Raw genomic sequence first — 13,200 nt, forward strand, 5'->3', positions numbered from 1 at the left:
GCGGTGGGGCCGGTACGCGGCGATCGCCGTCGTGGTCGGCGTGATCGCCGTGGGAGTGCCACCGCTGATCGCCCCGCCCGACGAGCCCGGACTACCCGTCGCGGCGTCGGCGTCACCGGCGCCGCCGGCGACGCCGGGCCCGAGCCCGGTGCCCGTCCCGAGCGCGAGCCCGAGCCCGGGTCCGGCCCCGAGCCGCAGTCCCGGTCCCGCGGCGAGTCCCAGCGCGAGCCCGAGCCCGGAACCCGGACCCGCGCGATGCGTGTCCGCCGGTGCCTCGCCGCGGCCGGCCTGCGCGGTCTACACCACCGCGCTCGGCTCCGGCTGGTCCGCCGAGGGCGTGGGCGTGAAGGTCGTCCCGGCCGGTCTGGTGCCCGGCACCGACATCGTGGCGCTGCGGGTGGAACCGAAGGAGAAGACCGCCTCGGTGTCGCTGATCGCGTCCGAGCCGTTCACCGTCCCCGACGGCACCGTGCTCAAGCTGCGGATCTACGGCGGCCGGCTGCACGGCACGGTCGCCCGGCTCGCGCTCTCGCCGACCACCGGGTTCGCCACGGCCCGGCCGGCCACGCTGAACGCGCCGGTCGACGAGTGGGTGCCGTTCACCGTTCCGGTCGCCGACCTGCTTCCCGGCGGCGCGCCGATCCGGCGCATCGACCTGGAGATCGCCACCGAGGCCGTACCGAACGCGTACCGCTTCTTCGTCGACGACGTCGCGTTCGTGGCGCCGTGAGCGGGCAGCTGGTCGCCCCGGCCGCGATCGCCCGTGCCGTGCTGCTCGGCCGCGCGGTCGTGACGATCACCGCGGCCGCCGCCGGCCTGCTGCTGATCGAGGAACGGTGGCGGGTCCCGGCCGTGATCGCGCTGGTGACGGTCGCGACCGCGGTGCAGGTCGCGGTGCTCACCCGGCGCGCGGAGGCACTGGTCCGGTCGCCGTGGCCGGCGCTGCTCGCCGACCTGCTGGTGGCCGGCGGCGTGCTCGCGCTGAGCCGGGGCGGCATGGCGTTCTTCTGCTACTCGGCCGGCGCGGCCGCGCTGGCCGGCGCGCTGCTCGGCATGCGCGCGCTGCCGCTGTGGACGGTGCAGGCCGCGCTCGGCTTCGCGTCCGCCGCGGTGCTGCTCCGGCAGAGCCGCCCGTCGCCCGAGGTGACCGCGTTCGTGGCCGCGTTCCCGGTGCTCGGCCTGCTGGCCGGCGTCGGCGCGACCGTGGCCACCGCGGCGCTGGTCCGGTACGTGGAGCTGACCGTCGCCGTGGTCGCGTCCGCGCAGCGCTCGGCGGCCGCGTCCGAGCGTGCCCGGCTGGCCCGGGAGCTGCACGACTCGGTCGCGAAGACGCTGCGCGGCGTCTCGTTCGCCGCGGTCGCGCTGCCGCAGTCGCTGCGCCGCCACCCCGCGCTCGCCGAGCGGCTCGCCGACACGGTGTCGCGCGGCGCCGAGGTCGCGGCCCGGGAGGCGCGCGAGCTGATGGAGGGTCTGCGCGCGGACGACCCGGGCCAGGACTTCGGGTTCGGCGTGGCCCGCGCCTGCCGGGACTGGGAGCTGCGCACCGGCGTCCCGGTCCGGACCCGGATCGACGACGTCGACCCGCCGTTGGAGACCCGGTACGAGCTGCTGCGCATCCTCCGCGAGGGCCTGACCAACGTGGAGCGGCACGCCCGCGCCGCCACGGTGTGGGTGGAGGTGAGCGCCGCGCCCGGCACGGTCGAGCTGACCGTGGCCGACGACGGCGTGGGCTTCTCCGCCGGCGGCCTCGACACCCTGCGCGCGGCCGGCCATCTGGGCCTGGTCGGCGTGCACGAACGCGCGTCCGGCGTCGGCGGCGCCGTCGAGGTGCGCTCGGTCCCGGGCCGGGGCACGCTGCTGCGCGTCCGCGCCCCGCTCCCGGCCGGAGCCACCACATGACCACGACCACGCCCGGACCGGCCGGCCACGCGCCCGGCTCCGGCACCCGCCGGCCCGCCCGAGGCGTCGCCACCCCGGGCGCGGGCGGCGGCCGCGGGGCCGGGACCGGGGAGGTGGCCGCGTGATCCGGGTGCTGGTGGTGGACGACAATCCGGTCGTGCGGGACGCGCTGCGGGCGCACCTGGACGCCTCCGGCGTGGCGCGGGTGGTGGGCGAGGCCGGCGACGGCCGGACCGCGCTGGCCGCCGCGCGGCGGTTGCGCCCGCACGTGACGCTGCTCGACTACCGCATGCCGGTCGCGGACGGCCTGTCGATCGTGGCGGAGCTGGCCCGGCTGACCGCCGTGCTCGCCCTGACCAGCGAGGACGCCGACGCGGTGGTCCGGGACATGTTGCGTGGCGGCGCCCGCGGCTATCTGGTGCACGGCGAGTTCGACCCGGCCGAGCTGGTCCGCGCGGTGACCGTGGTGGCGTCCGGCCGCGGCTGGCTCTCCCCGGCCGCCGCGACCGTGGCCGCCGAGTCGCTGCGCCGGGCCCAGGAGGCCGCGGAGGCCGGTGCCCGGGCGGCCGAACGACACCGCGAGACCCAGCGCCGGTACGGGCTGACGCCGCGCGAGCGTGAGGTGCTGGACCTGGTCGCCGAGGGCCTGGCCAACGTGGTGATCGCGGAGCGGCTCCGGCTGACCGAGAAGACGGTCAAGAACCACCTGCACGCGGTGTTCACCAAGCTCGGCGCGCGCAACCGCACCGAGGCCGTGCTCCGCTGGACCGGCCGCTGACGCGCGCCGGCCGGGCCGGGCGCGGCTGAAGCGCGGCTGGTGCGCGACCGGGTCGCGGGTGGGACTTTCGTCTCAGGACATCGGCCGGTGGCGGTTCTAGCGTGCTGGCGAGCACGTGATGACCGCACCGCCGGAAGGACGCCGTGACATTCCACCGCATGCCCAGAGGCCTGAGTCTGGCGCCGCTCGTGGCGCTGGCGATGGCTGTGAGTGCCTGTTCCGTGACCACCGTGCCGACCGCGGGCGGCTCGTCCGCGCCCGCGCTGGTGCTGCCGACCTGCATGCCGCCGGAGTACGCGGAGCAGCTCGCCACGCCGGCCGCGCAGGCCGGGCTGACCATGCCGCCGTGTGCGCCGGCCACCGGCTCGCCGGCGGCGTCCGCGCCGGCGAGCGCCTCCGCGAAGCCGGTGACCAGCACGGCGGCTCCGGCGCCGAGCGCGACCCGGCCGACGACCGCGCCGACCGTGACCACGCCGGTGACCGTGCCGTCGTTCGCCGACGCGCCGCCGCGGGCGCAGTACCGCGAGGTGGCGGCGAACTGCACGATGACGCACCGGCGCGGGGACGACCCGATCGTCTTCCCCGGGCTGGCCGGCGCGTCGCACGATCACACGTTCGTCGGCAATCCCACGACGAACGCGTCGAGCACGCCGGAGAAGCTGGTCGGCGGGCAGACCTCGTGCCAGGACCCGAAGGACGCGTCGTCGTACTGGTTCCCGACGCTGCTGCAGGACGGCAAGCCGCTGACGCCGCAGCAGGTGACGGTCTACTACAAGTCGGGCGTGGACGACTACCGGACCGTGCAGGCGTTCCCGGCCGGGTTCCGGCTGCTGGTCGGCAACGCGAAGGCGCCGGCCGGTGAGCAGTTCGCGGGCACCTGGAGCTGCGGCGGGCAGACGCTGACCACGATCCCGGCGTCATGCCCGGACGGGTCGTCACTGATCGTCCGCTACAAGGCGCCGAGCTGCTGGGACGGCAAGCACCTGGACACTGCCGACCACCGGTCGCACATGGCGTGGCCGGTCCGGGGCAGGTGCACGGCGAGCCACCCGGTGCCGCTGCCGATGTTCGAGATGAAGGTGCCGTACAAGCTGCCCGGCGGCGTGACCAAGGGGCTGACGCTGTCGTCCGGCGCGCCGAACACGTTCCACTTCGACTTCCTGAACGGCTGGGACCAGAAGCGCCAGGTAGAGGTGATCAAGCACTGCGTGAACGGCGGCCGGCAGTGCAACGGCGTGGGGTACGACCAGCACAAGCCGTGATCGGGGACACTTAAGAAACGGAACGGTTCCGTATCGCAAAGGCGAGGCGTAGTCTCCCTGACGGATACGGGACCGTTCCGTATCGTAAATCGTCCTTGGGGGGACCGCGGATGGATCCGCAGACCAACACAGGTCACCCGCGGCGCTGGGCCATTCTCGGCGTCCTCGTGATCTCCCTGCTCGTGGTCGTGCTCGACAACACGATCCTCAACGTCGCGATTCGCGTGCTCGCCGACCCGAACGAGGGCCTCGGCGCCACCCAGGCCGAGCTCGAGTGGGCCGTCAACTCGTACACGCTGGTCTTCGCGGCCCTGCTGTTCAGCTTCGGCATCCTCGGTGACCGCTGGGGCCGCAAGCGGTTCCTGATGGTCGGCCTGGCCGTCTTCGGCCTCAGCTCGCTCGCCTCGGCGTACTCGCAGAGCCCGGAGCAGCTGATCGCGATGCGCGCGCTGATGGGTCTCGGCGGCGCGGCGATCATGCCGGTCACGCTCTCCATCATCTCGGTCGTCTTCGACCCCCGCGAGCGCGCCAAGGCGATCGGGCTCTGGTCCGGCTCGGTCGGCCTCGCGGTCGCGATCGGCCCGATCCTCGGCGGCTTCCTGCTGGAGCACTTCTGGTGGGGCTCGGTCTTCCTGATCAACGTGCCGATCGTGCTGCTCGGCATGGTGCTGATCGCGGTGCTGGTGCCGGAGTCGCGCAACCCGAACCCCGGCCGGCTCGACCTGGTCGGCGTGCTGCTCTCGGTGGCCGGCCTGACCTCGCTGGTCTACGGCATCATCGACGGCGGCGAGAACGGCTTCGACCAGCCCGCGGTGTGGGCGTTCATCGTGGCCGGCCTGGCCGTGCTCGCCGGGTTCGTCGCCTGGGAGCGGCGGTACGCGTACCCGTCGCTGGACGTGAAGCTGTTCCGCAACGGCCGGTTCTCCGCCTCGATCGCGTCCATCGGACTGGTCTTCTTCGCCAGCATGGGCACGTTTTTCTTCATGAGCTTCTACCTGCAGCTGGTCCGGGACTACTCGCCGCTGCAGACCGGCCTGCTGCTCCTGCCGTTCGCGGTGGCCCAGCTGGCGTTCGCGCCGCGCAGCGCCGCGATGGTGCACCGGTTCGGCGGCCGGGCCGTCTCCGCGACCGGCCTGGCGATCGTCGGCGTCTCGCTGCTCGGCTTCATGCTGATCGGCGCGGACACGCCGATCTGGGTGGTGGCGGCGCTGTTCTTCCTGCAGGGCGCCGGGATGGCGAACATCATGCCGCCGGCCATGGAGGCGATCATGTCCACGCTGCCGCGTGAGCAGGCCGGTGTCGGCTCCGCGATCAGCAACACGATCCGGCAGGTCTCGGTCGCGCTCGGCATCGCGGTGCTCGGGTCCGTGCTCGCCGCGGTCTACCGCGGCCAGGTGGCCGACGCGGTCGCGGCGCTGCCGGAGACCGCGCGCGACGCGGCGTCCGAGTCGATCGCCGGCGCGTACGCGGTGGCCGCGCAGGCCGGTCCGCAGGGCGGCACGCTGGTCACCGCCGCGAACGACGCGTTCATCAACGCGGTGCACGTCTCCGCGCTGGTCGGTGCGGTCGTGGTGTTCGTCGGCGCGCTGGTCGCGCTGAGGTGGCTGCCGGGCCGCGAGAAGGGCGCGCCGGAGTCGCGGGTCGAGCGCGCTCCCGAGGCGGCCGCGCTGCTCGAGGCGTGAGCGACGATCGGGGCGCCCGGCGACATGCGGGGCGCCCCGATCGTCGGCGGGTGGGCGCGATGGTCGATGGAAACAAGATCAAGGAGAATGACGACATGACACTCACCGCGCCGGAGGCGCCGCGATCTCCCGAGCCGCGCGCGCCGGGCCGTCCGCGGAGCAGCCGGGCGGACGAGGCGATCATCGAGGCGACGCTCGACCTGCTCGCGGAGGGCACGAGCATCGAGTCGCTCACCATCGAGGCGATCGCGGCGCGGGCCGGCGTCGGCAAGGCCACCATCTACCGCCGCTGGGCCGGCAAGGAGGCGCTGCTCCAGGATGCGCTGCTGCGTCTCAAGGCGCCGCCGGCCGATCCGGACACCGGCAGCGTCCGGGAGGATCTGCTGACCCTGGCGCGGTCGATCGCGCGCAACCGCGACCCGCGCGCCGCGCAGATCATGCCGTGCCTGGTGCCCGAGGCGATGCGCTCCCCGGAGCAGTACCGGCGGTACCAGCAGATAGTCGAGCCGCGCCGCCAGGTCATGCGTGAGGTGCTGCGCCGCGGCGTGGAGCGCGGCGAGCTGCGCCCCGACCTCGACGTCGAGTTCACCCTGCTCATGGTCACCGGCCCGGTGCTGATGCAGCGGATGCTGCACTGGAACCCGCAACTGGACGACGACGCCGTGCCCGATCAGGTCGTCGACATGGTGATGAAGGCGATCTCCGTCTGAGGTGTGTCGCCGCGCTGCCGGAAAACGGGCGACGCTAAGGTGTCGAACAGATGTGCGGCCGAGCTTCGGGGAGGGGTGGGCGCGTGCGGGTGCTCGGCATCGACCCGGGCCTGACCAGGTGTGGCGTCGGCGTGGTCGAGGGGGTTCCCGGCCGGCCGTGCACGCTGGTGGCGTACCACGTGGTCCGCACGGACGCGACCGACGAGCTGCCGCACCGGCTGCTGCGCCTGGAGACCGAGCTGAACGCGCTGGTCGGGCAGTACGAGCCGGAGAGCGTCGCGGTCGAGCGGGTCTTCGCCCAGCACAACGTGCGCACCGTGATGGGCACCGCGCAGGCCTCCGCGGTCGCCGTGCTCTCCGGTGCCCGCCGTGGGATACCCGTGGAGACCTACACGCCGAGTGAGGTCAAGGCCGCGATCACCGGCTCCGGCGTCGCGGACAAGGCACAGATGATCACCATGGTCCAGCGCCTGCTCCGGCTGGACGCGCCGCCGAAGCCCGCGGACGCGGCGGACGCGCTCGCGCTCGCCATCTGCCACATCTGGCGCGGCGGGACGAGGGCGCGGGTGGCGGCCGCCGCCGCGAAGATCGAGGCCGCGGTGCAGAAGGCCAAGAACCAGCAAGCAGCAGCGGTACGTCAACGAGGGGGCACCCGATGATCGCCAGCGTCCGCGGGAAGGTGCTGGCCGTCGCGCCGGACGCCGCCGTGATCGAGGTCGGCGGCGTCGGCATGGCCGTCCAGTGCAGCCCGAACACGCTCGCCGGCCTGCGCCTCGGCGAGGAGGCCCGGCTCGCCACGTCGCTGGTCGTCCGAGAGGACTCGCTGACGCTCTACGGGTTCGCCGACGACGACGAGAAGCACCTGTTCGAGCTGCTGCAGACCGCGTCCGGGGTCGGGCCGCGACTGGCCCAGGCCGCGCTCGCGGTGCACCCGCCGGAGGTGCTGCGCAAGGCGATCGGCGGCGGTGACACGGCGACGCTCACCCGCGTACCCGGGATCGGCAAGAAGGGCGCGGAGCGCCTGGTGCTGGAACTTCGCGACCGGATCGGCCCGCTACCGATCGGCGCGGACGGCGTCACCGGCCCGACCTCCGGCGCCTGGCAGACCCAGGTCGCGCAGGCGCTCACCGGGCTGGGCTGGACGCAGAGCCAGGCCGATCAGGCGGTCGCCATGGTCGCGGAGACCGTCGACGGCCCCACCCCGCCCGTTCCGCAGCTGCTCAAGCAGGCGATCCGGCTGCTGGGCAAGACGCGATGAACTCCGAGGAGGTCGTCTCCGCCTACGCGTCGCCGAGCGAGCGTGAGGCCGAGGTCAGCGTCCGGCCGAAGCGGCTGGAGGAGTTCATCGCCCAGCACCGGGTGCGCGACCAGCTCGACCTGTTGCTGAAGGGCGCGCTCGGCCGGGGCGCGCCGCCGGACCACATCCTGCTGTCCGGCCCGCCCGGTCTCGGCAAGACCACGCTCGCCAACATCGTCGCGGCGGAGCTGGGCGTCGGCATCCGCACCACCAGCGGACCGGTGATCGAGCGGTCCGGTGACCTGGCCGCGATCCTGACCAGCCTCTCCGAGGGAGACGTGCTGTTCATCGACGAGATCCACCGGATCGCGCGGCCGGCCGAGGAGCTGCTCTACAGCGCGATGGAGGACTTCCGGGTCGACGTGGTGGTCGGCAAGGGGCCGGGCGCGACCGCGATCCCGCTGGACGTGGAGCCGTTCACGCTGGTCGGCGCGACCACCCGGTCCGGCCTGCTGACCGGCCCGATGCGGGACCGGTTCGGTTTCGTCGCGCACCTGGACTTCTACGACGCGGCCGACCTGGAGGCGCTGATCCGCCGCTCGGCCGGCATCTTCGGCATCCCGATCACGGACGACGGCGCGGGGGAGATCGCCCGCCGCTCGCGGGGCACGCCACGCATCGCCAACCGGCTGCTGCGCCGCGTGCGCGACTTCGCGGAGGTGCGCGCGGACGGCGTGATCACCCGGGACGTGGCGAAGGCGGCGCTCAAGGTCTACGACGTCGACGATCTCGGCCTGGACCGGCTGGACAAGGCGGTCGTGCACGCGCTGGTGACGTCGTTCCGCGGTGGCCCGGTCGGCCTGTCGACGCTGGCCGTGGCCGTCGGTGAGCAGCCGGACACGGTGGAGGAGGTGTGCGAGCCGTTCCTGGTCCGGGCCGGGCTGCTGGCGCGCACGCCGCGCGGCCGGGTCGCGACCGAGGCGGCGTGGCGGCACCTCGGCAAGACGCCGCCCGGCCCGATCCTGCCCGGTCAGCCGGACCTGTTCTCGCGGGGCGGGGAGTAGTTCTTCGCGGGACAGGGAGTAGTCGTGGATCAACGGACTGCACGCCCCTACTCGGAGTTTTCAGTCACAGGGGCTACACTCGCCGCGATCCGATAGACATTAATCTGCCTCCTCGCCTGCGCTCAGCCGGCTCCCGGGCAGACAATCAGCTGGAAGGTCTCAGCGTGCATACCCACAATTTCGCGCAGCAGGCGACGGGCGGCTCCGGCGGCGGCTTCACGATGATCCTCATGATGGTCGGCCTGATGGCCGTCATGTACTTCATGATGATCCGCCCGCAGCAGAAGCGCCGTCGCGAGGCCGAGCGCATGCAGAGCGAGCTCGGCATCGGCGACGAGGTCGTCACGATCGGCGGCCTGCACGGCGTGGTGGCCGGTTACGACGACGACACCGTGACCATCGAGGCGTACGACGACGTGCTGCTGCGCTTCGCACGCCCCGCGATCGCCCGCGTCGTCACCAAGGCGGACGCGCCGGTGACCGACGAGGCCGTGCCGGCCGGTGAGCCGGTGGACGCGGTCGTCGAGACGCCGGCCGAGACCAAGCGTGCCTCCATGGACAGCAAGGACGTTGTCAAGGAGTGACCCCTTCACAAAGGGTCATTGAAGTTGTTGGATAATCGCGCGAGGTGTGCCCGGAAGCGGGTGCGTCTCGTTCACCATCACGCTCCTCGCCGGTTCGCGTCGGCGCTCCAACCCAGCCGCCCCACCCGGCGGCCTCCAGGCCCGTAAAGGAACTCAACAGCCGTGGCACCACCTCAGGGACAGATGCGCCCCGGGCGGCAACTTGCCGTGCTCGGCCTGATCTTCGTCGTCCTCTTCCTCATGGTCTTCTTCGTCGGCGTTCCCGGCAAGTCGAGCTTCACCGAGCGTCTGGAGCCCAAGCTGGGCCTGGACCTGATCGGCGGCACCCGGGTCACGTACACCGCCACCACGATGGACGGAGCGGACCCGCCGGCGGAGCAGCTCGAAGAGGCCCGCCAGATCATCGAGAGCCGCGTCAACGCGCTCGGCGTCTCGGAGGCCGAGGTGGTGATCGAGGGCAACCGGAACATCGTCATCTCGCTGGCCGGTGAGAACCGGGACGACCTCAAGCAGGTCGGCGACGCCGCGCAGCTGCGTTTCCGCAAGGTTCTGAAGGCCGCGGACGGCTCCGGTGTCGCCCCGGCGGTCACCGAGACCCCGACGCCCGGCGCGTCCCCGTCGCCCGGTGCCAGCGGCGCCCCGTCGCCCGGTGCGAGCGGCGCCCCGGCGGCCGGCCAGTCGCCCGGTGCCGCGGTGACCTCCAGCCCGTCCGCCAGCGGTGGTGCCGGCGGCGGCACCGGTGGCCAGGGCGGTGGCGCGGCGGCGACCGCGACCCCGACGCCGGCCCCGTCCGGCGCCGCGAGCGCCACGCCGACGCCGGCCGCCAGCGGCTCGGCCGCCCCGGCGCCGGTCAGCACGGACGTGGCCGCGATCCGCGCCGAGGTGCAGAAGAAGGTCGGCGAGGCCGCCTGGGCCGCCGCGTCCGGCCTGCAGGGCGTGGCCGACCTGACCACCGACCCGACGCTGGCCACCACGCTCGCGCCGTTCGGCACGCTGGACCCGGAGACCGAGGTCCGCGCGCTGGAGCCGGCCATGCAGTTCAACGTCCCGCAGATCAGCTGCGCGATGCTGGACGCCCGTCCGGCCGGCTCGATCGTCGACCCGAACTCCCAGGCGGTCGCCTGTGAGGCCGGCGCGAAGTACCTGCTGGACGTGGCGAAGGTGCTCGGCACCGACGTCGAGGGCGCCAGCGGCGTGCTCGACCAGCAGACCGGCGACTGGGTGGTCAGCCTCGACTTCACCGGCGAGGGCCAGGAGAAGTGGACCGCGCTGACCCGCGAGGCCTACAACAACGAGGGTGGCACCTGCGACCAGACCGCGCTCGGTGACGGCAGCCGCTGCCGCGTCGCGGTGGTGCTGGACAACGAGGTCATCTCCTCGCCGGAGATCCAGGCCGTGCTCACCGGCGACTCGCAGATCACCGGTAGCTTCAACTCCGCCTCGGCCAACGAGCTGGCGTCGAAGCTGCGCTACGGCGCGCTGCCGCTGACCTTCGAGGCCGACGAGGCGCAGAACGTGTCCGCCACGCTCGGCGCGGAGCAGCTGCGCGCGGGTCTGCTCGCGGCCGGTCTCGGCATGCTGCTGGTGGCGATCTACGCGTTCTTCTACTACCGCCTGCTCGGCACCGTGATCTTCCTGAGCCTGATCCTGTCCGCGCTGCTCACCTACGGCGCGCTGGTGGTGCTCGGCCGGCAGATCGGCTTCACGCTGACGCTCGCCGGCATCGCGGGCTTCATCGTGTCGCTGGGTGTCGCGGCCGACTCGTTCATCATCTACTTCGAGCGGTTGAAGGACGAGATCCGCGAGGGCCGCAGCCCGCGCAGCGCGGTCGGCCGCGCCTGGACCCGGGCCCGCCGGACGATCATCTCGGCCAACGCGATCTCCCTGATGGCCGCGGTCGTGCTCTACATCGTCTCGGTCGGCCAGGTGAAGGGCTTCGCGTTCGCGCTGGGTCTGGCCACGCTGCTCGACCTGATCGTCGTGTTCCTCTTCCGCCACCCGGTGATGACCATGTTCGCCCGGACCCGGGCGTTCCTGTCGCCGCGGGTCAGCGGCCTGGGCCGGGTCCTGAAGGAGAAGCCGGCCGCCACCGACACCGTCAAGCCGCGCTCGTCGCGTGTGAAGGAGGCCTGACATGGCCAAGGAAGGTCTTGCCAGTCGCCTCTACCGGGGCGACGCCGGCCTCAAGATCATCGGCCGGCGCAACATGTGGTTTGCGATCGCCGCGGTCGGTGTGCTGATCGCGCTCGGCAGCTTCGTGCTCCGCGGCTTCACGCTCGGCATCGAGTTCACCGGCGGCACCGAGTTCCAGGTGCCGGCCGCCAACCTCACCATCGACCGGGCCTCGGACGCCGTCACCAAGGCGATCGAGGAGTCCGGCGCGGAGGACGTGAAGGTCGAGTCGACCCAGCAGGTCGGCGACGACACGAGCGGCTTCCTCCTGGTCAAGACCGGCGAGGTGACGGCCGACCAGTCGATCGAGATCAAGGCGTCGGTGGCGGAGACGCTCGACCTGGACCCGGCGCTGGTCTCGGACAGCCGGGTCTCCGGTGCCTGGGGCGCGTCCGTGACGGAGCGCGCGATCCTGGCGCTGCTGGTCTTCCTCGCGGTGGTCTCGCTCTACCTGGTGCTGCGGTTCGAGTGGCGGATGGCGGTCGCGGCCGTCGTCTCGCTGCTGCTCGACCTGGTGCTCACCGCGGGCGTCTACTCGATCGTCGGCTTCGAGGTCTCGCCGTCGACCGTGATCGGCTTCCTGACCATCCTCGGTTACGCGCTCTACGACGTGGTCGTGGTGTTCGACAAGGTCCAGGAGAACACGAAGGGCATCACCGCGGGCAGCGGCCAGACGTACGCGGAGGCGTCCAACCTGGCGATCAACCAGACGCTGATGCGGTCGATCAACACCTCGCTGGTGGCGCTGCTGCCGGTCGGTGGCCTGCTCTTCATCGGCGCGGGCGTGTTCGGCGCCCGCACGCTGGAGGACCTGGGCCTGGTGCTCTTCGTCGGCATGGCGCTGGCGATCTACTCCTCGCTGTTCTTCGCCACGCCGGTGCTGGTCGCGCTGAAGGACTTCGAGCCGCGGATCCGGGTGCACAACCAGCGGGTGCTGGCGCGCCGCGCGTCGCTGGCGAACCGTGCGGCCGAGGCCGGCACGGACGCGGTGCCGGCGGACGCGGAGCACGCGCTGGCCGGTTCCACGCCGCGGGTCGGCGCCCGGCCGAACGCCAAGCGGCCGAACACCGGCAACCGTGGCAACCGCCCCGGCAACACCGGAGCCAAGCGCCGCGGCTAGCCCGGCGTCCGTCAGTCCAGGATCGAGGCGTCCGCCGAGCCGTGCCAACGGCCCGGGGGACGCCTCGATCCCTGTGTGGGCGGCCCCGGGTGGAGGCGCGGGATCCGGGTCGCGAAGAATGACCCGGTGACCTCGACCCCCTCACTCTCCGGTGACCTCGGTGCCGACGTGGCCGCGCTGGTCGCGAGCCGGACGCTGGACGTGCCCGACTTCCCCAAGCCGGGCATCCTGTTCAAGGACCTGATGCCGCTGTTCTCGGACGGCGCGGTGTTCAGGGCGACGATCGACGCGATCGCCGCCCACTACGGGCCGGACTCGTTCGACGTGGTGGTCGGCGTGGAGGCCCGCGGTTTTCTGATCGCGGCCGCGCTGGCGTACACGACCGGCGTGGGCGTGGTCCCGATCCGCAAGGCCGGCAAGCTGCCCCGCGCGGTGCACTCCGCGTCGTACGCGCTGGAGTACGGCGAGGCCACGCTGGAGGTGCACGAGGACGCGTTCGTGGCCGGCCAGCGCGTGCTGGTGGTCGACGACGTGCTGGCCACCGGCGGCACCGCGAAGGCGACGCTCGACCTGGTGGAGAAGGCCGGCGGCACGGTCACGGCGTTCACCGTGCTGCTGGAGCTGTCGTTCCTGGAGGGCCGCCGCCGGCTCGCCGGACGTACCGTTGATGCGCTGCTGACTGTTTGATGAGT

General features: G+C 72.8%; 14 protein-coding genes. All 14 read left to right on the plus strand.

Annotation, left to right across the window (positions count from 1 at the left end; translation table 11 throughout):
• Window positions 1-259 precede the first annotated feature (259 nt).
• The 14 genes from J2S44_RS29980 to J2S44_RS30045 all read left to right on the plus strand — a co-directional run bounded on the left by J2S44_RS29980 (window position 260) and on the right by J2S44_RS30045 (window position 13,195).
• Window positions 260-730, plus strand: coding sequence for a hypothetical protein (locus tag J2S44_RS29980; protein ID WP_310420721.1), 471 nt, complete (start codon window positions 260-262; stop codon window positions 728-730).
• A complete protein-coding gene (locus tag J2S44_RS29985; protein WP_310420723.1) occupies window positions 727-1,899 on the plus strand; it encodes a sensor histidine kinase in 1,173 nt (390 codons plus the stop codon). The genes J2S44_RS29980 and J2S44_RS29985 overlap by 4 nt, the downstream gene beginning before the upstream one ends.
• Window positions 1,896-2,024, plus strand: a complete 129-nt coding sequence (locus tag J2S44_RS29990; protein ID WP_310420725.1) for a hypothetical protein — start codon at window positions 1,896-1,898, stop codon at window positions 2,022-2,024. Before J2S44_RS29985 ends, J2S44_RS29990 begins: the two co-directional genes overlap by 4 nt.
• A complete protein-coding gene (locus tag J2S44_RS29995) occupies window positions 2,021-2,677 on the plus strand; it encodes a response regulator (RefSeq protein ID WP_310420727.1) in 657 nt (218 codons plus the stop codon). Before J2S44_RS29990 ends, J2S44_RS29995 begins: the two co-directional genes overlap by 4 nt.
• Window positions 2,678-2,835: 158 nt before the next feature.
• Window positions 2,836-3,939 (plus strand): DUF1996 domain-containing protein, encoded by a 1,104-nt coding sequence (locus tag J2S44_RS30000; protein WP_310420729.1) that lies wholly within the window; start codon window positions 2,836-2,838, stop codon window positions 3,937-3,939.
• A 110-nt stretch (window positions 3,940-4,049) separates the two neighbouring features.
• Window positions 4,050-5,621 carry an MFS transporter gene (locus J2S44_RS30005; protein WP_310420731.1) on the plus strand — a complete coding sequence of 524 codons (1,572 nt, stop codon included), beginning with the start codon at window positions 4,050-4,052 and terminating at the stop codon, window positions 5,619-5,621.
• A 95-nt stretch (window positions 5,622-5,716) separates the two neighbouring features.
• The gene (locus J2S44_RS30010; RefSeq protein WP_310420733.1) at window positions 5,717-6,331 is read left to right on the plus strand and encodes a TetR/AcrR family transcriptional regulator; all 615 of its coding nucleotides are present in this window, start codon (window positions 5,717-5,719) and stop codon (window positions 6,329-6,331) included.
• Between the two features lie 83 nt (window positions 6,332-6,414).
• Window positions 6,415-6,990, plus strand: a complete 576-nt coding sequence (gene ruvC, locus J2S44_RS30015) for a crossover junction endodeoxyribonuclease RuvC (protein ID WP_310420735.1) — start codon at window positions 6,415-6,417, stop codon at window positions 6,988-6,990.
• Window positions 6,987-7,589, plus strand: a complete 603-nt coding sequence (gene ruvA, locus J2S44_RS30020; protein WP_310420738.1) for a Holliday junction branch migration protein RuvA — start codon at window positions 6,987-6,989, stop codon at window positions 7,587-7,589. The genes ruvC and ruvA overlap by 4 nt, the downstream gene beginning before the upstream one ends.
• On the plus strand, window positions 7,586-8,632 hold the full coding sequence (ruvB, locus tag J2S44_RS30025; protein ID WP_310420740.1) for a Holliday junction branch migration DNA helicase RuvB: 1,047 nt from the start codon (window positions 7,586-7,588) through the stop codon (window positions 8,630-8,632). The genes ruvA and ruvB overlap by 4 nt, the downstream gene beginning before the upstream one ends.
• Window positions 8,633-8,853: 221 nt before the next feature.
• Window positions 8,854-9,216 (plus strand): preprotein translocase subunit YajC, encoded by a 363-nt coding sequence (yajC, locus tag J2S44_RS30030; RefSeq protein ID WP_310429996.1) that lies wholly within the window; start codon window positions 8,854-8,856, stop codon window positions 9,214-9,216.
• A gap of 162 nt (window positions 9,217-9,378) precedes the next feature.
• Window positions 9,379-11,349: a protein translocase subunit SecD gene (secD, locus tag J2S44_RS30035; protein ID WP_310420742.1), complete on the plus strand. Its 1,971-nt coding sequence runs from the start codon at window positions 9,379-9,381 to the stop codon at window positions 11,347-11,349.
• A gap of 1 nt (window position 11,350) precedes the next feature.
• Entirely contained in the window at window positions 11,351-12,508 is a 1,158-nt protein-coding gene (gene secF, locus J2S44_RS30040; protein ID WP_310420744.1) for a protein translocase subunit SecF, read from the plus strand.
• A 126-nt stretch (window positions 12,509-12,634) separates the two neighbouring features.
• A complete protein-coding gene (locus J2S44_RS30045; RefSeq protein ID WP_310420747.1) occupies window positions 12,635-13,195 on the plus strand; it encodes an adenine phosphoribosyltransferase in 561 nt (186 codons plus the stop codon).
• Window positions 13,196-13,200 lie beyond the last annotated feature (5 nt).

The sequence above is a fragment of the Catenuloplanes niger genome (genome assembly GCF_031458255.1).
Classification (GTDB): domain Bacteria; phylum Actinomycetota; class Actinomycetes; order Mycobacteriales; family Micromonosporaceae; genus Catenuloplanes; species Catenuloplanes niger.